Origin of the sequence: Rhodococcus sp. NPDC059179, from assembly GCF_042754885.1 — a bacterium.
Classification (GTDB): Bacteria; Actinomycetota; Actinomycetes; order Mycobacteriales; family Mycobacteriaceae; genus Rhodococcus_G.
Genome location: NZ_JBHZBV010000003.1, coordinates 309474 through 332433, shown reverse-complemented (window position 1 = coordinate 332433; position 22960 = coordinate 309474). Strand labels below are relative to the sequence as shown.

Annotated in this window: 23 protein-coding genes; 18 read left to right on the top strand and 5 right to left on the bottom strand. The window is 68.8% G+C overall.

Annotated features, from left to right (window positions below; translation table 11 throughout):
• Window positions 1–300: 300 nt before the first annotated feature.
• The 12 genes from ACFXMV_RS09795 to tuf all read left to right on the top strand — a co-directional run bounded on the left by ACFXMV_RS09795 (window position 301) and on the right by tuf (window position 15307).
• Window positions 301–1122, top strand: coding sequence for a TIGR03084 family metal-binding protein (locus tag ACFXMV_RS09795; protein WP_378502922.1), 822 nt, complete (start codon window positions 301–303; stop codon window positions 1120–1122).
• The gene (locus ACFXMV_RS09790; RefSeq protein ID WP_378501245.1) at window positions 1119–2861 is read left to right on the top strand and encodes an acyclic terpene utilization AtuA family protein; all 1743 of its coding nucleotides are present in this window, start codon (window positions 1119–1121) and stop codon (window positions 2859–2861) included. The genes ACFXMV_RS09795 and ACFXMV_RS09790 overlap by 4 nt, the downstream gene beginning before the upstream one ends.
• Window positions 2858–4024 (top strand): acyl-CoA dehydrogenase family protein, encoded by a 1167-nt coding sequence (locus tag ACFXMV_RS09785; RefSeq protein WP_378501244.1) that lies wholly within the window; start codon window positions 2858–2860, stop codon window positions 4022–4024. Before ACFXMV_RS09790 ends, ACFXMV_RS09785 begins: the two co-directional genes overlap by 4 nt.
• On the top strand, window positions 4021–5619 hold the full coding sequence (locus tag ACFXMV_RS09780; protein WP_378502921.1) for an acyl-CoA carboxylase subunit beta: 1599 nt from the start codon (window positions 4021–4023) through the stop codon (window positions 5617–5619). Before ACFXMV_RS09785 ends, ACFXMV_RS09780 begins: the two co-directional genes overlap by 4 nt.
• Before the next feature lie 11 nt (window positions 5620–5630).
• On the top strand, window positions 5631–7643 hold the full coding sequence (locus tag ACFXMV_RS09775; protein WP_378501661.1) for an acetyl/propionyl/methylcrotonyl-CoA carboxylase subunit alpha: 2013 nt from the start codon (window positions 5631–5633) through the stop codon (window positions 7641–7643).
• Window positions 7640–8830 (top strand): acyl-CoA dehydrogenase family protein, encoded by a 1191-nt coding sequence (locus tag ACFXMV_RS09770; protein WP_378501660.1) that lies wholly within the window; start codon window positions 7640–7642, stop codon window positions 8828–8830. The genes ACFXMV_RS09775 and ACFXMV_RS09770 overlap by 4 nt, the downstream gene beginning before the upstream one ends.
• A 2-nt stretch (window positions 8831–8832) precedes the next feature.
• Entirely contained in the window at window positions 8833–9633 is an 801-nt protein-coding gene (locus ACFXMV_RS09765) for an enoyl-CoA hydratase family protein (RefSeq protein WP_378502920.1), read from the top strand.
• 365 nt (window positions 9634–9998) lie between these two features.
• Window positions 9999–10625: a TetR/AcrR family transcriptional regulator gene (locus tag ACFXMV_RS09760; RefSeq protein WP_378502075.1), complete on the top strand. Its 627-nt coding sequence runs from the start codon at window positions 9999–10001 to the stop codon at window positions 10623–10625.
• Window positions 10626–10924: 299 nt separating this feature from the next.
• Window positions 10925–11299 (top strand): 30S ribosomal protein S12, encoded by a 375-nt coding sequence (gene rpsL / locus ACFXMV_RS09755; protein WP_027500620.1) that lies wholly within the window; start codon window positions 10925–10927, stop codon window positions 11297–11299.
• Window positions 11299–11769, top strand: coding sequence for a 30S ribosomal protein S7 (gene rpsG / locus ACFXMV_RS09750; RefSeq protein ID WP_027500619.1), 471 nt, complete (start codon window positions 11299–11301; stop codon window positions 11767–11769). The genes rpsL and rpsG overlap by 1 nt, the downstream gene beginning before the upstream one ends.
• A 134-nt stretch (window positions 11770–11903) precedes the next feature.
• Window positions 11904–14006: an elongation factor G gene (fusA, locus tag ACFXMV_RS09745; protein ID WP_378501105.1), complete on the top strand. Its 2103-nt coding sequence runs from the start codon at window positions 11904–11906 to the stop codon at window positions 14004–14006.
• Window positions 14007–14113: 107 nt separating this feature from the next.
• Window positions 14114–15307, top strand: coding sequence for an elongation factor Tu (tuf, locus tag ACFXMV_RS09740; RefSeq protein WP_077040759.1), 1194 nt, complete (start codon window positions 14114–14116; stop codon window positions 15305–15307).
• Window positions 15308–15618: 311 nt separating this feature from the next.
• On the opposite strand, the gene ACFXMV_RS09735 is transcribed toward tuf, so the two are convergent.
• The 5 genes from ACFXMV_RS09735 to ACFXMV_RS09715 all read right to left on the bottom strand — a co-directional run bounded on the left by ACFXMV_RS09735 (window position 15619) and on the right by ACFXMV_RS09715 (window position 18196).
• The gene (locus ACFXMV_RS09735; protein WP_378501107.1) at window positions 15619–16182 is read right to left on the bottom strand and encodes a hypothetical protein; all 564 of its coding nucleotides are present in this window, start codon (window positions 16180–16182) and stop codon (window positions 15619–15621) included.
• The gene (locus tag ACFXMV_RS09730) at window positions 16179–17147 is read right to left on the bottom strand and encodes a DUF6286 domain-containing protein (protein WP_378501108.1); all 969 of its coding nucleotides are present in this window, start codon (window positions 17145–17147) and stop codon (window positions 16179–16181) included. Before ACFXMV_RS09730 ends, ACFXMV_RS09735 begins: the two co-directional genes overlap by 4 nt.
• Entirely contained in the window at window positions 17140–17319 is a 180-nt protein-coding gene (locus ACFXMV_RS09725) for a DUF2273 domain-containing protein (protein ID WP_378501109.1), read from the bottom strand. Before ACFXMV_RS09725 ends, ACFXMV_RS09730 begins: the two co-directional genes overlap by 8 nt.
• Window positions 17316–17579 carry a hypothetical protein gene (locus tag ACFXMV_RS09720; RefSeq protein WP_378502960.1) on the bottom strand — a complete coding sequence of 88 codons (264 nt, stop codon included), beginning with the start codon at window positions 17577–17579 and terminating at the stop codon, window positions 17316–17318. The genes ACFXMV_RS09725 and ACFXMV_RS09720 overlap by 4 nt, the downstream gene beginning before the upstream one ends.
• Before the next feature lie 155 nt (window positions 17580–17734).
• On the bottom strand, window positions 17735–18196 hold the full coding sequence (locus ACFXMV_RS09715) for an Asp23/Gls24 family envelope stress response protein (protein WP_378501904.1): 462 nt from the start codon (window positions 18194–18196) through the stop codon (window positions 17735–17737).
• Between the two features lie 98 nt (window positions 18197–18294).
• Here ACFXMV_RS09715 and ACFXMV_RS09710 point away from each other — a divergent pair, with 98 nt between their 5' ends.
• The 6 genes from ACFXMV_RS09710 (at window position 18295) to ACFXMV_RS09685 (ending at window position 22959) form a co-directional block, all read left to right on the top strand.
• The gene (locus tag ACFXMV_RS09710) at window positions 18295–18810 is read left to right on the top strand and encodes a mammalian cell entry protein (RefSeq protein WP_378501903.1); all 516 of its coding nucleotides are present in this window, start codon (window positions 18295–18297) and stop codon (window positions 18808–18810) included.
• Window positions 18807–19295, top strand: coding sequence for a twin-arginine translocation pathway signal (locus tag ACFXMV_RS09705; RefSeq protein WP_378501902.1), 489 nt, complete (start codon window positions 18807–18809; stop codon window positions 19293–19295). Before ACFXMV_RS09710 ends, ACFXMV_RS09705 begins: the two co-directional genes overlap by 4 nt.
• A gap of 55 nt (window positions 19296–19350) precedes the next feature.
• Window positions 19351–20052 (top strand): SDR family NAD(P)-dependent oxidoreductase, encoded by a 702-nt coding sequence (locus tag ACFXMV_RS09700; protein ID WP_378501901.1) that lies wholly within the window; start codon window positions 19351–19353, stop codon window positions 20050–20052.
• Window positions 20053–20209: 157 nt separating this feature from the next.
• A complete protein-coding gene (locus tag ACFXMV_RS09695) occupies window positions 20210–21409 on the top strand; it encodes an NAD(P)/FAD-dependent oxidoreductase (protein ID WP_378502919.1) in 1200 nt (399 codons plus the stop codon).
• Window positions 21410–21418: 9 nt separating this feature from the next.
• Window positions 21419–21859 carry a Zn-ribbon domain-containing OB-fold protein gene (locus ACFXMV_RS09690; RefSeq protein WP_378498996.1) on the top strand — a complete coding sequence of 147 codons (441 nt, stop codon included), beginning with the start codon at window positions 21419–21421 and terminating at the stop codon, window positions 21857–21859.
• Window positions 21856–22959: a thiolase family protein gene (locus tag ACFXMV_RS09685; RefSeq protein WP_378498997.1), complete on the top strand. Its 1104-nt coding sequence runs from the start codon at window positions 21856–21858 to the stop codon at window positions 22957–22959. The genes ACFXMV_RS09690 and ACFXMV_RS09685 overlap by 4 nt, the downstream gene beginning before the upstream one ends.
• The last annotated feature ends 1 nt before the right edge of the window (window position 22960 follow it).

Here is a 22960-nt window from a genome sequence, read left to right as displayed (position 1 = left end):
CGGTAGCGGCCAGATTCGTTGTTGCGCAATATGTTTCGATGATCTAACTACTGACGCCCGCATGAGGATGCGGCGGATTGGATCGACTGTTGCGCGGCATGCTCGCTCAATGCGGACTGGACGCCTGACCTGTTCTTGCAGTATCTAACCGCACCGCGGTGGTTTGGGCATGCGTATCCCGCCGATTTGCTTGGGCTTCGCTGCGTCGGGTGGAGGCCGGGCCCCAATAACAAGCAAGCATGCTTGATTTTTATAGCGGGCGGTGTGATGCTGGGCACGGTACTTCTCGAGGGAGCATTCATGGCCGATTTGAACACCACCATCAGGGACTTGCAGGCGGAGGGCGAGCACCTCGACGCGCTGGTTGCGAGCCTGACCGATGAACAATGGGCAGGTCCGACGCCCGCCGAGGGGTGGTCGATCGCCCACCAGATCGGACACCTGGCCTGGACCGATCGCGCCTCGCTGCTGGCGGTGACCGATCCCGATGCCTTCGCCGAGTCGGTGGCGGAGGCATGGAAGAACCCCCTCGGTTTTGTCGACGAGGCCGCCGAGGTCGAGGCCGCGCGGCCCCCAGCCGAGCTGCTGGCGGACTGGCGCGCGGGCCGGATCAAGCTGGCAGAGGCGCTGGCGGCGGTGCCGAACGGGATCAAGCTGCCCTGGTACGGCCCGCCGATGAGCGCGATGTCGATGGCCACCGCCCGGCTGATGGAGACCTGGGCGCACGGCCAGGACGTCGCCGAGGCGCTCGGCGCACCGGCCCCGCCGACCAACCGGCTGCGCAGCATCGCGCACCTCGGCGTCCGTACCCGCGATTTCGCCTACGCGGTCAACAACCTCACCCCGCCTGCCGAGGAGTTCCGGTTCGAGCTGACGGCCCCCCCGGCTGACGGAGTCGGCACCGCCGACGCGGTCGACGAGGTCTGGACCTGGGGGCCGGAGGATGCGGCGCAGCGCATCACCGGGCCTGCCGCCGACTTCTGCCTCCTGGTCACTCAGCGCGCGAACCCGGGGGACTTGAACCTGACCGCCGTGGGACCCGATGCCACGAGATGGCTCGGCATCGCCCAGGTCTTCGCCGGTCCTCCCGGCGCGGGCCGTGACCCGAAGGCGGACGCATGACGAACCCCGTCCGGATCGGAAACTGCTCGGGCTTCTACGGCGACCGCATCTCGGCGATGCGCGAGATGCTCGAGGGCGGCGAACTCGACTACCTCACCGGTGACTATCTCGCCGAGCTGACCATGCTGATCCTCGGCCGGGATCGGATGAAGGATCCCAGCCGCGGCTACGCCAAGACGTTCCTCCGCCAGGCCGAGGACTGCCTGGGGCTGGCGCTGGACAAGGGCGTCAAGATCGTCGCCAACGCGGGTGGGCTGAACCCGGCCGGATTGGCGCAGGCGTTGCGTGAGTGCAGCGACCGGCTCGGCCTCGGGGCGACCATCGCGCACGTCGAGGGCGACGATCTCATCGCCCGCGCAGCCGAGCTGGGGCTGGCAGGCCGGACCGGGGAGCCCGCACCCTTGACCGCCAACGCGTACCTCGGCGCCTGGGGGATCGTCGAGTGCCTCAACGGAGGCGCCGACCTGGTCGTCACCGGCCGGGTCACCGACGCATCGGTGATCGTCGGGCCCGCCGCGGCGCATTTCGGCTGGGGTCGAACGGATTTCGATCAGCTCGCAGGCGCGGTGGCCGCGGGTCATGTGATCGAGTGCGGCACCCAGGCCACCGGCGGCAACTACTCCTTCTTCACCGAGATCGCCGACATGCGACGGCCCGGCTTCCCGATCGCCGAGATCTACCCGGACGGATCGTCGGTCATCACCAAGCACGAGCGGACCGGGGGCGCGGTGAGCGTCGGAACCGTCACCGCGCAGCTGCTCTACGAGATCACCGGCGGTCGCTACGCCGGACCGGACGTGACCACCCGGATGGACTCCCTCGAGCTGACCCCGGACGGCCCCGACCGGGTCCGGATCAGTGGTGTCGTCGGGGAGGCGCCGCCCCCCACGCTCAAGGTCTCGCTCAACGCCCTCGCCGGGTTCCGCAACGAGGCCACGATGATCCTCACCGGCCTCGACATCGAGGCCAAGGCAGAGCTCGCCCGCGGGCAGCTCGAATCCTGGATGACCACGAAGCCGGCCGAGCTGACCTGGACCCTGGTCCGGACCGATCGCCCGGACGCCGACACGGAGGAGACGGCAAGCGCGTTGCTGCGCTGCGTGGTTCGCGATCCCGACCCGAACGCCGTCGGGCGCGCCTTCTCCTCGGCGACGGTCGAGCTCGCGCTGGCGAGCTACCCGGGCTTCAGCCTGACCGCGCCGCCGTCGAACGGTCAGCCGTATGCGGTGTTCACCCCCGGCTACGTCGACGCGGGCGAGGTGCCGCACACCGCGGTCCTCGCGGACGGCAGCCGCATCCCGATCGAGCCGAGCGTGCCGACGCTGGCGCTGGCCGACGTGGACGATCCGGCGCTGCCCGAACCGCTGCGGCCGATGCCCACGATCCGCGTCCCCCTGGGCACCATCGCCGCGGCCCGCAGCGGGGACAAGGGGGGCAACGCGAACGTCGGCGTCTGGGTCCGCACCGACGACGAATGGCGCTGGCTGGCGAACACGTTGACCGTCGAGGAGCTGCGGCGCCTGCTGCCTGAGGCCGCCGGACTCCCGGTCACCCGCTACCTGCTGCCGAAGCTGCGCGCCGTCAACTTCGTCATCGAGGGCATCCTCGGCGCCGGCGTCGCCTCGCAGGCCCGGTTCGACCCGCAGGCCAAGGGTCTCGGGGAATGGTTGCGCGCGCGGCACATCGACATACCCGAAGAACTTCTGCTGGGCAATGAACCCCTTGGAGGAACGCTGTGAGTGTGTGGACCACCGACGAGCGACGGGCACTGCGCGAGACCGTGCGCCGCTTCGTCGACCAGGAGGTGCTGCCGTACCTCGATGACTGGGAGCGAGAGGGTGCGCTGCCGCGCGAGCTGCACAAGAAGGCGGGCGCGCTCGGGCTGCTCGGCGCCGGATTCCCCGAGTCGGTGGGCGGATCCGGCGGCGACCTGGTCGATGCCGTGACCATCTGCGAGGAGATGCACTATGCGGGCGGCTCAGGGGGGTTGTTCGCCTCCCTGTTCACGTCGGGGATCGCGCTGCCACACCTGGTTGTGGCTGGTGACGATCGGCAGATCGACCGCTGGGTGCGGCCCACCCTCGCAGGCGAGATGATCGGGTCGCTCGCGATCACCGAGCCCGGCGGCGGCTCGGATGTGGGGCACCTGCGGACGACGGCGGTTCGGGACGGCGACGAGTACATCGTCAACGGTTCCAAGACGTTCATCACCTCCGGCTGCCGCGCCGACTTCGTCGTCACCGCGGTCAGGACGGGTGGACCAGGTGCCGCCGGAGTGTCGCTCCTGGTGATCGAGAAGGGCACTGGGGGTTTGGATGAGACGCCGGGATTCGAGGTTTCCCGCAAGCTGGAGAAGATGGGCTGGCTGGCCTCCGACACCGCGGAGCTGTCCTTCACCGATGCGAGGGTTCCGGTGGAGAACCTGGTCGGCGCGGAGAACAGCGGCTTCCAGCAGATCGCTCAGGCCTTCCTCACCGAGCGGATCGCGCTTGCCGCGCAGGCCTACTCGAGCGCGCAGCGGTGCCTGGACCTGACCCTGCAGTGGTGCCGGGACCGGGAGACGTTCGGCCGCCCGCTGATCAGCAGGCAGTCGGTGCAGAACACCGTCACCGAGATGGCGCGCCGGGTCGATGTGGCGCGGGTGTACACCCGCTCGCTCGTCGAGCGCTCGCTGGAATCTGAACAGGACTTCATCGCTGAGGTCTGCTTCGCGAAGAACACCGCGGTCGAGGCAGGCGAGTGGGTGTCGAACCAGGCCGTGCAGTTGTTCGGCGGGCTCGGCTACATGCGGGAAAGCGAAGTCGAAAGGCAGTACCGGGACATGCGAATCCTGGGGATCGGCGGCGGAACAACCGAGATCCTCACCGGATTGGCGGCAAAGCGATTGGGGTATCAGTCATGACACGACTCAGGTCCACCCTCGACACCGGGTCGGAGGTGTACACGACCGCGGTGGAGACGATGAACACCAAGCTCGGCGAGCTCGAGGTGGAGCACGCCAAGGCCCTCGCGGGCGGCGGCGAGAAGTACGTGGAGCGGCACCACAAGCGGGACAAGCTGCTCGCCCGCGAGCGGATCGAGCTGCTGCTCGACCCGGACTCGCCGTTCCTCGAACTGTGCGCGCTCGCGGCCTGGGGCAGCGAGTTCCCGGTCGGGGCCAGCACCGTGGTCGGTATCGGCGTCGTCGAGGGCGTCGAGTGCCTGATCGTCGCGAACGATCCCACCGTGCGTGGTGGCGCCAGCAACCCATGGACGCTGCGAAAGGGGTTCCGGGCCAACGACATCGCGAAGGCGAACCGGCTCCCGGTGATCTCCCTGGTCGAGTCGGGTGGAGCGGACCTGCCGTCGCAGAAGGAGGTCTTCATCCCGGGTGGGCAGATGTTCAAGGACATCACGCAGGCCTCCGCCGCGGGGATCCCGACCATCGCGCTGGTGTTCGGTAACTCCACCGCGGGCGGTGCCTACATCCCGGGCATGTCCGATCACGTGGTGATGATCAAGGAACGATCCAAGGTCTTTCTGGCGGGCCCGCCGCTGGTGAAGATGGCCACCGGGGAGGAGTCGGACGACGAATCACTCGGCGGCGCCGAGATGCACGCCCGCAAGTCGGGCTTGGCTGACTACTTCGCCGTCGACGAGCAGGATGCGATCCGCATCGGGCGCAGCATCGTCAAGCGGCTGAACTGGCGCAAGCAGGGACCGGCGCCGCGCGCCGAGGTGATCGAGCCGCTGGAGGACCCCGAGGAGTTGCTCGGGATCGTCCCCGCCGACCTGAAGATCCCGTTCGATCCGCGCGAGGTCATCGCGCGGATAGTCGACGGCTCCGACTTCGACGAGTTCAAGCCGCTCTACGGTTCGTCGCTGGTGACCGGATGGGCCGAGCTGCACGGGTACCCGATCGGCATCCTGGCGAACGCCCGCGGCGTGCTCTTCAGCGAGGAGTCGCAGAAGGCGACCCAGTTCATCCAGCTCGCGAACCGCTCCAACACCCCACTTCTGTTCCTGCACAACACCACCGGCTACATGGTGGGCAAGGAATACGAAGAGGGCGGCATCATCAAGCACGGTTCGATGATGATCAACGCGGTGGCGAACTCGAAGGTGCCGCACATCTCCATCCTGCTCGGTGCCTCGTACGGCGCAGGCCATTACGGCATGTGTGGGCGGGCCTTCGATCCGCGCTTCCTGTTCGCCTGGCCGAGCTCGAAGTCCGCCGTCATGGGCGGCGCGCAGCTCGCGGGTGTCATCTCCATCGTCGGACGCGCCTCGGCGGAGTCGCGCGGTCAGGTGTTCGACGAGGCCGCCGACGCGGGCATCAGGGCCATGATCGAGAACCAGATCGAGGCCGAGTCGCTGCCGATGTTCCTCTCCGGCCGGCTCTACGACGACGGCGTCATCGATCCCCGCGATACCCGCACGGTGGTGGGAATGTGCCTGTCGGCCATTGCCACCGCCCCGATCCAAGGCACCGAGAACTTCGGCGTCTTCCGCATGTGAGGCAGACCGTGATGAATTCCCCAATCGTTGCGCTCGCACCGGCGATCCAGACAGTCCTGGTGGCAAACCGCGGCGAGATCGCGCGCCGGGTGTTCGCGACCGCGCGTCGGTCCGGCATCGGCACCGTCGCGGTGTTCTCCGACGCGGACGCGGCAGGCCCGCACGTGGCCGAGGCCGACGCGGCGATCCGGCTCGCAGGCAACACCCCGGCCGAGACGTATCTGCGGGCCGACCTCATCATCGAGGCCGCTCGGGCCGCGGGCGCGGACGCCATCCACCCCGGGTACGGATTCCTCTCGGAGAACGCGGAGTTCGCGCGGGCCGTCGGGGATGCGGGCCTGACCTGGGTCGGTCCGCCGGTCAAGTCCATCGAGTCGATGGGTTCCAAGGTCGAGTCCAAGAAGCTGATGGACGCCGCGGGCGTGCCTGTCCTCGCCGAGCTAGACCCCGAGGAGGTCACCGAGGCGCACCTGCCGGTGCTGATCAAGGCCTCGGCCGGCGGCGGCGGCCGAGGCATGCGCGTGGTGCGCGACTTGTCGGCGCTGGCGGGCGAACTGGAGGCGGCCCAGCGCGAGGCCCTGTCCGCGTTCGGTGATCCGACGGTGTTCTGCGAGCGGTACCTCGAGACCGGACGGCACATCGAGGTGCAGGTGATGGCCGACAAGCACGGCACGGTGTGGGCGGTGGGGGAGCGTGAGTGCTCCATTCAGCGCAGGCACCAGAAGGTGGTGGAGGAGGCTCCGTCACCGCTGGTCGAGCGGACTCCCGGCATGCGGGAGCGGCTGTTCGAGGCGTCACGGCTGGCCGCGAACGCCATTGGCTACGAGGGCGCGGGCACCGTCGAGTTCCTCGCTGACGAGCAGGGCGAGTTCTTCTTCCTGGAGATGAACACCCGGCTGCAGGTCGAGCACCCGGTCACCGAGTGCACCACCGGGCTGGACCTGGTGGACCTGCAGCTGCGGGTCGCCTCCGGCGCGGCGCTGCCTGCGGATCCACCCGCGCTGCGGGGACACTCGATCGAGGTCCGCCTCTACGCGGAGGACCCGGCGAAGAACTGGCAGCCCCAGAGCGGGACGGTGCACCGCATCGAACTCCCCGGCGCGGTGGAGGAATTCGCCGTCCTGGACCGGCAGGGCGTCCGGCTGGACTCGGGTGTCGTGGCAGGCTCGGTCGTCGGGGTGCACTACGACCCGATGCTCGCGAAGGTCATCTCGTTCGCGCCGACCCGCGGACAGGCCGCGCAGTTGCTCGCCACGACGCTGGCGCGCACCGAGCTGCACGGGCTGCGGACCAACCGCGACCTGCTGGTGAACATCCTGCGTCATCCCGCCTTCCTGGCAGGGGACACCGACACCGCCTTCTTCACCACCCACGGCCTGGACAACCTGGCGCGGCCGCTGGCCGATCCAGGCGCCGAGGCGCTGTCCGCGCTCGCGGCGGCGCTCGCCGATGCCGCGGCGAACCGGGCGGCCGCGCGCGTCGACGGGCGCATTCCGAGCGGCTGGCGGAACCTGACGTCGCAGCCACAGCGCAAGCGGTACTCGACCGCGACGGGCGAGTACGACATCCGATACCTGCTCGGACGCAACGGTCTTCGCGCCGACGGCTTCGAGCACGTCGCGCTGGTCTCGTCGGCGCCGGATGCGGTGGTGCTGGACGTGGAGGGTGTGCGTCGCACGTTCGACGTGGCCCGGTACGGCGACGAGGTGTTCGTCGACTCGGCGCTCGGACCGGTGGCGCTGACCGCGACGGCGCGGTTCGTCGATCCGGCGACGATCGTCGCGGCTGGCTCGCTGCTCGCACCGATGCCGGGCGCGGTCATCAGGCTCGGCGCCGCCCAGGGCGATTCGGTCACCCAGGGCCAGCCGATCCTCTGGCTCGAGGCGATGAAGATGGAGCACACCATCACCGCTCCCGCGACCGGGGTGCTCGCGCTGCTGTCGGTCTCGGTCGGCCAACAGGTCGACGTCGGATCCGTCCTTGCCATTGTTGAAGCTGAAGAGACAGAAGAGGAATCGGCATGAGTTTTATCGAGAGCGACGAGCAGAAGGAACTGCGCGCGTCGGTGTCCAGGCTCGGCGAGCGCTTCAACTACGTCGACTACGTGCTCCCGAAGGGCCGCAAGGGTGAGCCCCTGACCGAGCTGTGGAACGAGGCGGGCAAGCTCGGTTTCCTCGGGGTCAACCTGCCCGAGGAGTACGGCGGCGGAGGCGCGGGCATCTACGAACTCGCGCTCGTGCAGGAGGAGTTGTCCGCGCACGGGGCCGGTCTGCTGCTCGTGGTGGTCTCGCCCGCGATCTGCGGCACCATCATCGGCAAGTACGGCACCGACGCCCAGAAGCAGGAGTGGCTGCCAGGCCTGGCCGACGGCAGCAAGATCATGGCGTTCGGCATCACCGAGGCCGATGCCGGATCCAACTCGCACCAGATCTCCACGACGGCACGCCGGGATGGTGACGGGGCGAGCGGAGCGACGGGGGATCAACGCGACTGGATCCTGTCCGGGAACAAGATCTTCATCTCGGGCGTGGACCAGGCAGACGCGGTGCTGATCGTCGCGCGCACCGAGGACCACAAGACCGGCAAGCTCAAGCCGGCGCTGTTCATCGTCCCCACCGACGCCGAGAACTTCGTGAAGACGCCGATGGATATGGACATCATCGAACCGGATCACCAGTTCACGCTGTTCCTCGACGATGTCCGGCTGCCCGCCGACGCGTTGGTCGGCTCGGAGGACGCGGCGCTGATGCAGCTGTTCGCCGGGCTGAACCCGGAGCGGATCCTCGGGGCGTCGATGGCGATCGGCATGGGCCGCTACGCGCTCGATGCCGCGGTGAAGTACGCGCAGGAACGCACCGTGTGGAAGACGCCGATCGGCGCGCACCAGGGCATCTCGCACCCGCTGGCGCAGGTGAAGATCGAACTGGAGCTGGCCAGGTTGATGATGCAGAAGGCCGCGGTGCTCTACGACAGCGGCGACGACTTCGGTGCAGCCGAGGCCGCGAACATGGCCAAGTACGCGGCAGCCGAGGCCAGCATCAAGGCGCTCGATCAGGCGATCCAGACACACGGTGGAGCCGGGCTCACCAAGGAGTACGGCCTCGCCGCGATGCTGGGCGCGGCCCGGATCGCGCGGGTGGCGCCGGTGAGCCGGGAGATGATCCTCAACTTCGTCTCCCAGCATTCGCTCGGTCTACCGAGGTCGTACTGACCATGACGGCTCCGGAGACGAGCGCGCCCTTCGTCCGCTACGAGGTCGCGGGCGGGTTCGCCACCGTCACCCTGGACTCGCCGACCAACCGCAACGCGATCTCGTCGCGGTTGGTCGGTGAGCTCCGGCGGGCCTTGGCCGACGCGGGGGCCGACGACTCGGTGCGTGCGGTGGTGCTCACCCACACCGGTGGCACCTTCTGCGCTGGCGCGGACCTGTCGGAGGCGAGCGGAGCCACGGATGTGGATCCGGCCGAGCTGGCGGCGCAGCGCACCGCCCAGATGACCGGGCTGCTACGGGAGTTCCTCGAACTACCGAAGCCGATCGTCGCCCGGATCGACGGGCACGTGCGCGCGGGCGGCATGGGACTGGTCGGCGCGTGCGACATCGCGATCGCCGGTCCCTCGAGCACCTTCGCGCTGACCGAGGCGCGGCTGGGGCTGGCGGCGTCGATCATCTCGCTGACCGTGCTGCCCAGGCTGACCTCCCGTGCGGCGGGACGGTACTTCCTGACCGGGGAGAAGTTCGGTCCGGCCGAGGCGGAACGGCTCGGCCTGATCACGATCGCGGCGGAGGACACGGCGGCGACAGTTGCGGCACTGTCCGCGGAGCTCGCGCTCGCGTCGCCGCAGGGCCTGGCCGAGTCGAAGCGCCTGACCACCGCACGGATGCTCGCGGACTTCGACCGTTACGGTGAGGAACTCGCTGCGCAGTCGGCGAGGCTGTTCGGTTCGCCGGAGGCCATCGAGGGCATGACGGCCTTCTTGCAGCGCCGCCCGCCTGCGTGGGCGCCGGGCGAATAGAAGGAACGTCGAGGGAGTGTGTGGTGGCCGGATGCGACAGGACCCGCGCTCGAGTAGCCGAGCGCGGGTCCTGTCGGGTGTCGGAGAGCGACTACTGGGGCAGCGCGTCCGAGGAGCCCGCGAAGAAGCTCAGCGCGCCAGTGAGGTCGCTGACGGCGCCGGCGAAGTCGGAGGCGAAGTCGAGGAACGGAATGATCTCTGCAGAACCCATGATGTGCTCCTTGGTAGTGATAGGTGATTTTCGGTGGGGCGCATCGGTAGCACCGCTAACCTTCGTACCGGCGGGTAACGGCCGTGACAAGGCAATTGTGGCGCAGATAACGTAAAGGTAACGGAAATTTACATGGGCGCGGGAGGTGTGCCGAATGCGTGAACCGCAGCAGGACCGCAGCCGGCTGACGCGGCAGCGGCTACTGGAGGCGACCATCGACTGCCTGGCCGAGCAGGGCTGGGCCGCGACGACGGTCGGTGTGGTCGCGCAGCGTGCCGGCGTGTCTCGTGGCGCGGCGCAGCATCACTTCCCGACCCGCGAGGATCTGATCACGGGCGCGCTGGAGTTCATGTTCGACAGCCGGATGGAGGCTGCCCACCTGGAGGCCACCGGCCTGCCCGCCGGGCCGGGCCGCACCGAGGCCGTCGTGACCCGGCTCGTGGAGTACTACACCGGCACCCTGTTCAAGGCGGCCCTGCAGGTGTGGACCGCGGCCGCCTCGGACCCGGCCCTGCGAGAGCGGGTGCTGCCGTTGGAGGAGAAGTTCGGCCGGGTCGCGCACCGGACGGCGGTCACGCTGCTCGGGGTCGAGGACGGCGACCTCATCGCGCACCGGTGGGTCCAGCTCACGCTCGACCTGGCGCGCGGCCTCGGGCTGGCCGATGTGCTCACCGACGATTCGAAACGGCGGGCCGAATTGATCAAGCAGTGGGCCGCGGACCTCGATGCGGTCCTGCATCGCAGTCGGTCGGGGGAGCCGGAACCGGCGGCACTGTCGTGACCCGCGCATGGCGTTACCACTGATCGGCTCGCTTTGACCTGAAGGCGCGCCGCCGGGTATCGTTGTGGGTCGTGCCCGGCCTGCCCGGGTCGATTTGTGTGCCTAGCAAGGTAAGGCTGCGCGCGCGTTCTCTTCGGAGACGAGCATTCGGCTGCCTGTGTGGGGGTATGCGACACGCCCGACCTCGGGGTCGAGGGACGGGTGAGGAGCAGCGATTTCTTGCTCCAACTGCTAGATCCCTAATTACACAACGACCAGGTTTGCCCAGCGCAAGCCGGTCGACAGAAGAAAGCCGGTATATGCCAACCATCAACCAGCTGGTCCGAAAGGGGCGTCGCGACAAGGTCGCGAAGCTCAAGACCGCTGCCCTGAAGGGAAGCCCGCAGCGTCGTGGTGTGTGCACCCGCGTGTACACCACCACCCCGAAGAAGCCGAACTCCGCGCTCCGTAAGGTCGCGCGCGTGCGCCTGACCAGCTCGGTCGAGGTCACGGCGTACATCCCCGGTGAGGGCCACAACCTGCAGGAGCACTCGATGGTGCTCGTCCGCGGCGGTCGTGTGAAGGACCTCCCGGGTGTTCGCTACAAGATCATCCGCGGCTCCCTCGACACCCAGGGTGTCAAGGGTCGCAAGCAGGCACGCAGCCGCTACGGCGCCAAGAAGGAGAAGAGCTAATGCCACGTAAGGGCCCCGCTCCCAAGCGCCCGCTGATCAACGACCCCGTTTACGGGTCGCCGCTGGTCACGCAGCTCGTGAACAAGATCCTGCTGGACGGCAAGAAGTCCACCGCCGAGCGCATCGTCTACGAAGCCCTCGAGCAGGCGCGTGAGAAGACCGGCACCGATCCGGTCGTCACGCTCAAGCGCGCGCTGGACAACGTCAAGCCCGCCCTCGAGGTGCGCAGCCGCCGTGTCGGTGGCGCCACCTACCAGGTGCCGGTCGAGGTTCGCCCCGGCCGCTCCACCACGCTGGCCCTGCGCTGGCTGGTGACCTTCTCGCGTGCACGTCGTGAGAAGACCATGGTCGAGCGTCTCGCCAACGAGCTCATGGATGCCAGCAATGGCCTCGGTGCAGCCGTGAAGCGTCGCGAGGACACGCACAAGATGGCTGAGGCCAACAAGGCGTTCGCGCACTACCGCTGGTGATCCGGCGCCGGTGCGGCACTTCGTGTGCCGCACCGGCGTTGCCACTATGTGTCGGTTCCTCGCGGGCCGGCTGACAACACAAAAAGACGTGGTCCGCTAAGGACCGACACGAGCTACGAGCGGGGAAGAATCCTGTGGCACAGGAAGTGCTGACCGACCTGAACAAGGTCCGCAACATCGGCATCATGGCGCACATCGATGCCGGCAAGACCACCACCACCGAGCGCATCCTGTTCTACACCGGTGTCAACTACAAGATCGGTGAGACGCACGACGGTGCGTCGACGACGGACTGGATGGAGCAGGAGAAGGAACGCGGCATCACGATCACGTCTGCCGCCGTGACCTGCTTCTGGAACAACAACCAGATCAACATCATCGACACCCCGGGCCACGTCGACTTCACGGTCGAGGTCGAGCGCTCGCTGCGCGTGCTCGATGGCGCCGTTGCCGTCTTCGACGGCAAGGAGGGCGTCGAGCCCCAGTCCGAGCAGGTCTGGCGTCAGGCCGCCAAGTACGACGTCCCGCGCATCTGTTTCGTCAACAAGATGGACAAGATGGGCGCGGACTTCTACTTCACGGTCCAGACCATCATCGACCGACTCGGCGCGAAGCCGCTCGTCATCCAGCTGCCGATCGGCGCCGAGGACGACTTCGACGGCGTCGTCGACCTGGTCGAGATGCGTGCCGTCACCTGGCGCGGCGTGGTGCCGACCGGTGCCGAGCCGACCATCGAGGAGATCCCCGCGGATCTCGTCGAGAAGGCCAACGAGTACCGCACCAAGCTGCTCGAGACGGTCGCCGAGACCGACGACGCGCTCATGGAGAAGTACTTCGGCGGTGAGGAGCTCACGGTCGAGGAGATCAAGGGCGCGATCCGCAAGCTGACCGTGAACTCCGAGATCTACCCGGTTCTCTGTGGTTCCGCGTTCAAGAACAAGGGCGTTCAGCCCATGCTCGACGCGGTCATCGACTACCTGCCCACCCCGCTGGACATCGGCGAGGTCGAGGGTCACGTTCTCAACAAAGAGGACGAGATCATCACGCGCAAGCCGAGCAAGGACGAGCCGTTCTCCGCGCTGGCCTTCAAGATCGCGGCGCACCCGTTCTTCGGCAAGCTGACCTTCGTGCGCGTGTACTCCGGCCGTCTCGATCCCGGCCAGCAGGTGCTCAACGCCACCAAGGGCAAGAAGGAGCGCATCGGAAAGCTCTTCCAGATGCACGCCAACAAGGAGAACCCGGTCGATGAGGCCGTGGCCGGCCACATCTACGCGATGATCGGTCTGAAGGACACCACCACCGGTGACACCCTCTGCGATCAGGCCGACCCGATCGTGCTTGAGTCCATGAGCTTCCCGGACCCGGTCATCCAGGTCTCGATCGAGCCCAAGACCAAGTCCGACCAGGAGAAGCTGGGCACCGCGATCCAGAAGCTGGCCGAAGAGGACCCGACCTTCTCGGTCGAGCTGGACGAGGAGACCGGCCAGACCGTCATCGGCGGCATGGGCGAGCTCCACCTCGACATCCTCGTCGACCGCATGCGTCGCGAGTTCAAGGTCGAGGCCAACGTCGGCAAGCCGCAGGTCGCGTACCGCGAGACCATCACCAAGACGGTCGAGAAGCACGAGTTCACCCACAAGAAGCAGACCGGTGGTTCGGGTCAGTTCGCAAAGGTGATCATCGCGCTCGAGCCGTTCATCGGCGAAGAGGGCGAGTCGTACACGTTCGAGAACAAGGTCTCCGGTGGCCGCGTTCCGCGCGAGTACATCCCCTCCGTCGACCACGGTGCACGCGACGCCATGCAGTACGGCGTGCTCGCCGGCTACCCGCTGGTGAACCTCAAGCTGACGCTGCTCGACGGCGCGTACCACGACGTCGACTCGTCGGAAATGGCCTTCAAGGTTGCCGGTTCGCAGGCACTGAAGGAAGCCGCCCGCAAGGCCGGTCCGGTCATCCTCGAGCCGCTCATGGCTGTCGAGGTGACCACGCCCGAGGAGTACATGGGCGATGTGATCGGCGACCTCAACTCCCGCCGTGGCCAGATCCAGGCCATGGAGGAACGCAGTGGTGCCCGTGTCGTGAAGGCGCTGGTTCCGCTCTCGGAGATGTTCGGCTACATCGGAGACCTTCGGTCGAAGACCCAGGGTCGGGCGAACTTCTCCATGGTGTTTGATTCCTACGCAGAGGTTCCCGCGAACGTCTCGAAGGAAATCATCGCCAAGGCGACCGGCGAGTAACACCAGCTGGGAGCACGACCGCTGGCGAGTTTCACCAGCTGAGCACGACCAAGTAAAAACCAACCGCACTGCTGCATAGCGCAAGCACGAATACAGGAGGCCATCAAGTGGCGAAGGCGAAGTTCGAGCGGACGAAGCCGCACGTCAACATCGGGACCATCGGTCACGTTGACCACGGCAAGACCACGCTGACGGCGGCGATCACCAAGGTCCTGCACGACAAGTTCCCGGACCTGAACGAGGCCTCGGCCTTCGATCAGATCGACAAGGCGCCGGAGGAGAAGGCTCGTGGTATCACGATCAACATCTCCCACGTCGAGTACCAGACGGAGAAGCGCCACTACGCGCACGTCGACGCCCCGGGCCACGCGGACTACATCAAGAACATGATCACGGGTGCGGCGCAGATGGACGGCGCCATTCTCGTGGTCGCGGCCACCGATGGCCCGATGCCGCAGACCCGCGAGCACGTGCTGCTCGCCCGCCAGGTTGGTGTTCCCTACATCCTGGTCGCGCTCAACAAGTCCGACATGGTCGACGACGAGGAAATCCTCGAGCTCGTCGAGATGGAGGTCCGCGAGCTGCTGTCGTCGCAGGAGTTCGACGGCGACAACGCTCCCGTCGTGAAGGTCTCGGCGCTCAAGGCGCTCGAGGGCGACGCCAAGTGGGGCGAGAGCGTTCTCGAGCTCATGCAGGCCGTCGACGACTCGATCCCGGACCCCGTCCGTGAGACCGACAAGCCGTTCCTCATGCCCGTCGAGGACGTCTTCACCATCACCGGTCGTGGCACCGTGGTGACCGGTCGTATCGAGCGTGGCGTGGTCAACGTCAACGAAGAGGTCGAGATCGTCGGCATCAAGGAGACGGTCACCAAGACCACCGTCACCGGCATCGAGATGTTCCGCAAGCTGCTCGACTCCGGCCAGGCGGGCGACAACGTCGGTCTGCTGGTTCGTGGCATCAAGCGCGAAGATGTCGAGCGTGGCCAGGTCGTCGTGAAGCCGGGCACCACCACCCCGCACACCGAGTTCGAGGGCAACGCCTACATCCTGTCCAAGGACGAGGGCGGCCGCCACACGCCGTTCTTCAACAACTACCGCCCGCAGTTCTACTTCCGTACCACGGACGTTACGGGCGTCGTGACCCTGCCCGAGGGCACCGAGATGGTCATGCCCGGTGACAACACCGAGATGTCCGTCAAGCTGATCCAGCCGGTCGCCATGGACGAGGGCCTGCGGTTCGCCATCCGTGAGGGTGGCCGCACCGTCGGCGCCGGTCGCGTCACGAAGATCAACAAGTAGGCACCGCCTACGCGATCAACAAGTAGGCATTGCCTCACCGTTGATCTAGCAGTACCAAGCCGAATGGCGTTCACTCCCTCGGGAGTGGGCGCCATTCGGCGTTTCGGGGGGTTCGTCGGGCCGAGGGGGAGGTTGTCGTGCCCGGATGGGCGCAATGGCCCGAGAACCTCCCGGTCGGTGGTGAGTTGTGCCGGACCTTCCGCCCGTCATCGCTGCGCTGGGACGGTGTCTGGGCGAGTTTCCGGTGCGGGGTCGGGCCTGGACGCGGTTGTCCCCGACTCCTCGCCCGCCGCACCGGACGACGGGCTGCGTCAGCCCGGCTGGTCGGCGCGATCGAGATGGAGCAGCACCTGCGTGGCGACCGGCGCATCGGGCAGGGCCGCGGCCATCGACCTGGCCAGGGCCTCCGCATCGCGGGTGAACTCGCCGAGGTCCACCGCCGGGTCGGCGATCACCGTGACGCGCAGAGTCTGCAGCCCGCGGTCATCGACAGCCGCGGAGCGCACGGACCGAACCCCCTGCAGGGTGGACAGTTCCGAGGCCAGCCCGACCGCCATCGGCCCGAGGTCGACCGACAGATCGGCGTCGCCGAGGGCGGCCCCGATCTGCACCGTCGAGGTTCGACCGCGCCGAAGGTTGATCACCAGCAGGGTCACGCCGACGACCAAACTGACGACGCAGGTGACACCGAGGAGCGTCGGCCACCACTCCCGTGCGGGGATCGCCGCGTACTGAGCCCGGTCGAATCGACGCCAGAACTCCCGGGCCACGTCGAGCTCCATGTTCCAGGTCAGGGCCAGCGAGCCTGCCGCCAGCAGGGCGAGGCCGGCGCCGAGCGCGATCACCCGGTCGATGACGGAGGTGCGGCGTCTCATCGGCGCACCTTGCCGATCCGGACGCGCAACGGGCGCGGGGATGCCAGCGTGGACAGGCCCGGCATGACCGCCTCGCGGACGGCCACCTCGAGCGCGGCGGCCGCGACCTCGCCGTCCGGGGCGACGCGGACGGTGGTCCGCTTGCCGTCGACGACGGTCTGGACCGATCGGACGCCCGCGACCGTGCGCGCGTGCGCGCTGCACATCCTCGCGACGTCGGTCGGGCGCACCCACACCACGGCCGATCCCACGCTGCCGAGCGGCAGGTGGGTGCGGATCCGCGGCTTCACCGCCACGAAGATCAGCGCCAGGCCGCCGAACACGGCCGCGACCGCCGCCGGGAGCATCCAGGGCTGCCAATGCAGGCGGGAGGACCACTCGACCGAATTGCGCAGCCAGGCCGCGGGAGCGATGACCTCGTGGGCGATCAGGAACTCGCGCCCGGTGAGTACGGCAAGCACCAGCAGCGCCCCGGCGAAGAGCAACGCGACCGGGGCGGCCGCGGGCCGGGTGATCGGTGCCCGCGATGGAACGAGCGGAGACTGTGCGGCGCCGGGCGCCGTGAGCTGCTGGCTGTCGACCTCGGTGCCGTCCTGTGCCGCGGCGGGGACGGCTGCGGCAACGACGACGTGCAGTTGGTGCATCGGCAGGCCGCTGAGCGCGGCGATGCGATCGCCCACCTCACGGTGTACCTCGCGGGACAGGACGGCGATCGGGCACGGCCACGCGACCGCGATGTACAGCGTCACCGCGACCGACTCGGTGCCCATCGACACCTCGGCCCGCGGCAACTCGCGACCGGTGAGCCGGGACATTCCGCCGCTCTGGCGGACCACTCCTGGTACCTGCAGGGCCGCCGCCACCGCGATGCGGGAGACGGCGCGGTCCTTGATCGTCAGCTGGCCCCTGGCGCCGCGTTCGTCGTCCAGATCAGCGAGGTCGGTCTGCCCGCTCCCGTCAGCCACGGCCCCGGCTCCGCAGCAGCGCGCCCAGATCGACGTGCCCGTCGCGGTGCGCACCGATCGCTGCGCCGAACGCCCCCAAAAGCAGGGCGAACACGAAACCGCCGAAACCGCCGAGGATTCCGGCGATCGCCAGCAGCAGACCGGCGATCAGTCCGACGACCGTGCTGTTCATGGCGTAATCCTCTCCGTGAGTACGTCTTCGACCGTGACATCGACCGGGCCCGCGACCAACGGGGCGAGCGACGCCCTGACCCGCTCGGCCGTTTCGACGACATTCGCCGGGTACCGCACGCTGATGTGGACGGCGCAGGAATCGTCACCGAGCGCGACACCGAGCACCCGGCGGCCGGGCAGGTACGTCGCGACCTCACCGAACATGCCGCCGTGCAGCCCCGCGACACCCGGCACCGCGAGCACCGCATCGGCGATCAGATCGGCGGGCTCCGTCTCCTGCGCAGCTGGGTCGCTCCGCGGGCTCCGCTCCGGCGCAGCTGGGTCGCTCCGCAGGCTCCGCTCCGGCGCAGTTGGGTCGCTCCGCAGGCTCCGCTCCGGCGCAGCTGGGTCGCTCCGCAGGCTCCGCTCCGGCGTCACTGGACTCTCGGTCTGCCGTCGGTGTCGCTCGCCTGCTCGTTCTCGTCGAACAGCACGACGTCGTAGACGGTGATGTTGACCTCGGTGACCTCGAGCCCGGTCATCCGCTCCACGGCCGCGATCACGTTGCGCCGGATGCCTGCCGCGAGCTCGTGCAGCGCTACGCCATACTCGGCGACGATGCCGATGTCGATGGCGGCCTGCTTCTCGCCGACCTCGACGGCGACGCCCTGACCGTGGTTGACACGGGCGCCGGGGATCCGGTCACGCAGCGCGCCGACGACCCGGGCGGTGCCGCCGCCCACGTCGAACACCCCGCTGATCTCCCGGGTGGCGATTCCGGCGATCTTCGCGACGACTGCGTCGGCAATGATCGTGCGCCCCTGCGAACTCACCAGCTCGGTGGTGCCGGCGCCGTACTGCACTGGGGAGATGCCCCTGCTCGGATCGGTGGTCACGCTTCAACTCTAGTGAGTACAGCCGCGCCGCGACGCCCGTGCGCCGATTCACCTAACGTGGAGCAGTCCACTGCACCGTCGACGAAGGATGTAGCCCGATGGCAGGAGTTCAGGACCCGAACCCCGAGGGGGACGCGTCGCCCGCCGTCGCGGCGGGGACGGCGCTGCTCGCCGTGGCCGCGCTGCTGCTGGCGACGGCGTGCGGGGTCATGCTCTGGCAGCACCGTTCGGTATCTGCCCAGCAGTCCGAACGGGAAACCTATCTCCAGGTCGCCCGCGAGGGCGCGCTCAACCTGACCACTATCGACCACAACAGTGCCGAGGCCGACGTGCAGCGGGTGCTCGACGGCGCGACGGGCGAGTTCTATGACGATTTCGAGCGGCGGGCGCAGGGGTTCATCACGGTGGTGCGGGACGCGAAGGTGACCACGGTCGGTGAGTCGGCCGCCGCAGGCATCGAAACGGAGGCAGCGAATTCGGCCACGGTGCTGGTCCAGGTCACTTCGCGGGTCAGCAACGGGACCGGGGCGCAGGATCAGCAGCGGGTGCAGCGGCTCCGGGTGACCGTCGACGGTGAGCGGTCGAAGATCTCGAGGGTGGAGTACGTGTCGTGAGTGCGCGACGCAGGCTCACGCTCGGGCTGACCGCTGCGGTCCTCGTGCTGACGGCGCTGGCCGGGTTCCTGTACATCACCGCGTACCGGCCGGATCAGCGGATTGATGACGGGGCCAGGGCCGAGGCCCAGCGGGCCGCCGCGGACGGTGCGGTGGCCCTGCTGACCTACACGCCGGAGACCGCCTTCGCGAACATGGCCGCCGCGCGGGAGTTGCTGACCGGAGACTTCAGGGACTACCACGACCGGCTCGCGCGGACGGTGATCGTGCCCGCGGCCATGGACAAGAAGATCAGCGCGACGGCCACCGTCACCGCGACCGGAATGACGTCGTTGTCCGAGGACAGTGCGGCGGTGCTGGTGTTCCTCGACCAGTCGACGACCACCCCGGAGCAGCAGGCGCCGACCATCACGTCCGTCGGCGCCGAGGTGGAGCTGCAGAAGGTCGACGGACGCTGGCTGATCTCCGCGTTCGACGCGACGTGATCGAAGCTCGGCACGAGACCCGAACCCCGACAACGCTTCTGGAAGGCGGCGGACGATGACCGAATCAGGACGGAGCGTATTGCTCACGGGCGGCACCGGCGGGCTCGGGGTCGCGGTCACCAGGCGGTTGCTCGCGGACGGGTGGCGGGTGGTGGTGCCGTGGATCGCGGAGGCGGAACTCGAGCGCTTGGACCCGCACCCGCGGCTCGTGCTCAGTCGCGCCGACCTGTTCGATCCCGCGAGTGTCGCCGACGTGGCCGCGCTGGCCGGCGGCGACGAGCGGGCGCCGCTGCGGGCGGTGGTGAACCTGGTCGGCGGCTTCGCCAGCGGCGCTCGGGTACACGAGAGTCCGGTCGAGGATTTCGAGGCCATGCTGCGGCTCAACCTGCGCCCGCTCTACCTGTGCACCCAGGCGGCGCTGCCGTTGTTGATCGACGCGGGCGGCGGGTCGGTGGTCGCGATGTCGACCAAGGCCGCCTTCGCGCCCTTCTCGGGCGCCTCGGGGTATGTCACCTCGAAGGCAGCGGTCTGGGCGTTCATCAGTGCCCTGGCCGTCGAATACCGCGCGGAGGGCATCCGGGCGAACGCGGTGCTGCCCTCGGTGATCGACACCCCGGGCAACCGGGCGAGCCAGCCCGAGTCGAGCCGCAAGGGCTGGGTCTCGCCCGACGCCATCGCCGAGGTCATCGCGTTCCTGGTGGGTGATTCGTCGGCCGCGATCACCGGCGCCCAGGTCCCCGTGCCAGGGGTGGGCTGAGCGCGTTCGATTCGCCTCCCGCCGCACCACGAGGGCGTAGGTGTGGCTTTCCCTCGACGCTTAGGGCACGCTATCTAGAACACGTGTCAGTTTTGGTATGAAATGTGCGTGGTCCACGCGGGCCACAGCGATCCATCGGGTGAAAGGTTGGAGCGGGATGAGCGTTGGACGGGTCGTCGTGGTCGGTGCCGGGCTGGCGGGTTTGCGCACCGCGGAGGAACTGCGGCGGGCGGGCTTCGACGGTGAACTGACGCTGATCGGCGCGGAACCGCACCTGCCCTACGACCGCCCGCCGCTGTCGAAGGAGGTCGTCCGCGGGGAGCGGGACGACGTCACCCTCAAGCCGGCGGAGTTCTTCGAGGAACAGCGCATCGAGCTGCGCCTCGGTGCGGCCGCGACCGGCGTCGACACCGGCGCCCGCACGGTGGCCCTCGCGGACGGCGGGGCCGTCGACTACGACCACCTGGTGATCGCGACGGGCCTGGTCCCGCGCCGGATCCCCGGCCTAGCCGATCTCGAGGGCGTGCACGTGCTGCGCTCGTTCGAGGACGCGATGGGGCTGCGTGCCGAGATCGCGCCCGGCAAGACCGCCCTGATCGTCGGGGCCGGGTTCATCGGCTGCGAGCTCGCCGCGAGCATGCGCAAGTGCGGCATGAACGTCGTCCTGATCGAGCCGCAGCCCACCCCGCTGGCCTCTGTGCTCGGCGAGCGGATCGGCGGCCTCGTGGCCCGGCTCCATCGCGAGGAGGGCGTCGACCTGCGCACCGGGGTCGGTCTCACCGCGCTGCTCGGCGAGGGTCGGGTCACCGGCGCCGTCCTCGGTGACGGCACCGAGGTCGCCGCCGACCTGGTGGTCATCGGCATCGGGTCCGTCCCGGTCACCGGGCTGCTCGAGGGGTCGGGGGTGCAGATCGCCGAGCCCCGCGAGGGCGGCGGCGTGCTCGCCGACGAGTGCGGCCGGACCAGCGACCCGAATGTCTGGGCGGTCGGCGACGTCGCGGCATGGCGTCACCCCGAGGGCCAGCGGCGGGTGGAGCACTGGACCAACGCGGGCGACCAGGCGAAGGCGCTTGCCCTCGCGCTGGTCGGCTGCGACAAGCCCGCAGGCCCGGCCCAGGTCCCGTACTTCTGGAGCGACCAGTACGACATCAAGATCCAGGCGCTCGGCGAGCCGTCCGCCACGGACACCGTGCACCTCGTCCGCGACGACGGCCGCAAGTTCCTCGCCTACTACGAGCGCGACGGCATTCTCGTCGCGGTGGTCGGCGGCGGCCTCGCCGGTGCCGTGATGAAGACCAGGGCGAAGATCGCGGACGGTGCACCGATCACCGAGGTGCTCGAGGCCGCGGGCGTCTAACGTGAATACATGGTCCATGACCAGCGGGCGCTGCCGGAGCTGACGGACCTGACCGCCGCGCACTGGACGTCGGGCGCGTCCGGGCGGTTGTCGGTGCAGCGGTGCGTGCACTGCCTGCGATGGTCGTTCCCGCCCTCGCCGTGCTGCAGGCACTGCTGGTCCGCGGACTTCACCGTCGAGCCCGTCACCGGCAAGGGCGTGCTGCTCACCTGGACCGAGGTGCACGAGCCGGAGCAGATGGAGCCGCCGGTTCCCCTCGTCGTCGCCGTGGTCGAACTCGAGGAGGGCATCCGGCTGCTGCTGGGCTTGACCGGGGCGGAGCCGGGGGCGCTGCGGGTGGACACGCCGATCCGGCTGTACTTCGAGCACCTCGGCGGAGACATCTGGCTTCCGCTCGCCGAGATCGAGGAGTTGGAACTGCCGGAGGACCGGCTGGAGGCCGTGTCGTGATCGCCAGGGGGGCGGTGGTCAGCGGAATCGGACGGGTGCCCCGCGGACCGGCGCCCTGCGGTGTCGGCATCGCCGCGCAGGCCGCTCGCGGCGCACTGGCCGATGCGGGCCTGACCGGCGGCGCCGTCGACGGCCTCGTCACCTGCGGACTGCCGGACACCGTCGAGGTGGGTGACGCTCTGGGCCTCGAACTCTCCTGGCGCACAGTGGAATCGGATCGGCTCGGTGTACTCGCAGCGGTGTCGGCCGCGGTGGCGGCTGTGGCCTCGGGCCTGGCCACCCACGTGCTGTGTGTCGAGGCGAGCGACCCGCCGCGGCCCGTGCCGCCTGAGGCCGGGAGGTTCTCGGGCAGGCCGTCCGTATCGGGGTGGGCTCAGTGGCACGCACCCTACGGTGCGGGAACGGAATTGGTGACGACCGCGCTCGCGGCACGCAGCTATGTCGAGGCGTTCGGGCTCACGCGGGTCGAACTCGCGCAGATCGCGCTGACCGCCTGCCGAAACGGCGGGCGGGGCATCGGGCTTCGGGAGTACCTGGACGCCCCGATGCTGGCCGATCCGCTCTGTGTACATGACCGCGCGGCACCGGCGGGCGGGGCAACGGCGGTGGTGATCAGCCGGGGCGACATCGAGGGGGACCTGCCGGCCCCGGCGGTGACCCTCGAGGCCGTCGCGGCGGCACGGAGCGCGAGCCGGCTGTGGGAACAGCGCTCCGAGCTGACCACGATGGCAATCCATTCGGCGGGCCAAAGGCTCTGGGCGGGTACCGAACTCGGGCCGGATGACGTGGATGTCGCCCTGGTCGAGGACGAGTTCAGCTTCCTGGCATTGATCTGGCTCGAGGCGCTCGGGTTCTGCGCGCAGGGGATGGCGGGTGCCTTCGTCGCCGGGGGTCAGCGGATCTCGCGCACCGGGGCGTTGCCGCTCAACCCGCACGGCGGACAGCTGGGGCTGGGGCGGTCGGCCGCACTGGAGCTCGTCGCGGAGGCAGTGGCGCAGCTGCGCGGCGAGTCGAGCGCCCAGCTCGAGGTACCGCCGGAGGTGGCCGTCGTCGGAGTCGGCGGCGCGACCGTCGCGGGTTGCCTGCTGTTGGTTCGGTGAT

Bases quoted from the DNA above. Each gene is read 5' to 3' on its own strand.
- ACFXMV_RS09795 (WP_378502922.1), top strand. From the start codon at position 301: ATGGCCGATTTGAACACCACCATCAGGGACTTGCAGGCGGAGGGCGAG.
- ACFXMV_RS09790 (WP_378501245.1), top strand. From the start codon at position 1,119: ATGACGAACCCCGTCCGGATCGGAAACTGCTCGGGCTTCTACGGCGAC.
- ACFXMV_RS09780 (WP_378502921.1), top strand. From the start codon at position 4,021: ATGACACGACTCAGGTCCACCCTCGACACCGGGTCGGAGGTGTACACG.
- ACFXMV_RS09775 (WP_378501661.1), top strand. From the start codon at position 5,631: ATGAATTCCCCAATCGTTGCGCTCGCACCGGCGATCCAGACAGTCCTG.
- ACFXMV_RS09770 (WP_378501660.1), top strand. From the start codon at position 7,640: ATGAGTTTTATCGAGAGCGACGAGCAGAAGGAACTGCGCGCGTCGGTG.
- ACFXMV_RS09765 (WP_378502920.1), top strand. From the start codon at position 8,833: ATGACGGCTCCGGAGACGAGCGCGCCCTTCGTCCGCTACGAGGTCGCG.
- ACFXMV_RS09760 (WP_378502075.1), top strand. From the start codon at position 9,999: ATGCGTGAACCGCAGCAGGACCGCAGCCGGCTGACGCGGCAGCGGCTA.
- rpsL (WP_027500620.1), top strand. From the start codon at position 10,925: ATGCCAACCATCAACCAGCTGGTCCGAAAGGGGCGTCGCGACAAGGTC.
- rpsG (WP_027500619.1), top strand. From the start codon at position 11,299: ATGCCACGTAAGGGCCCCGCTCCCAAGCGCCCGCTGATCAACGACCCC.
- ACFXMV_RS09735 (WP_378501107.1), bottom strand. From the start codon at position 16,182: ATGAGACGCCGCACCTCCGTCATCGACCGGGTGATCGCGCTCGGCGCC.
- ACFXMV_RS09725 (WP_378501109.1), bottom strand. From the start codon at position 17,319: ATGAACAGCACGGTCGTCGGACTGATCGCCGGTCTGCTGCTGGCGATC.
- ACFXMV_RS09710 (WP_378501903.1), top strand. From the start codon at position 18,295: ATGGCAGGAGTTCAGGACCCGAACCCCGAGGGGGACGCGTCGCCCGCC.
- ACFXMV_RS09700 (WP_378501901.1), top strand. From the start codon at position 19,351: ATGACCGAATCAGGACGGAGCGTATTGCTCACGGGCGGCACCGGCGGG.
- ACFXMV_RS09695 (WP_378502919.1), top strand. From the start codon at position 20,210: ATGAGCGTTGGACGGGTCGTCGTGGTCGGTGCCGGGCTGGCGGGTTTG.
- ACFXMV_RS09690 (WP_378498996.1), top strand. From the start codon at position 21,419: ATGGTCCATGACCAGCGGGCGCTGCCGGAGCTGACGGACCTGACCGCC.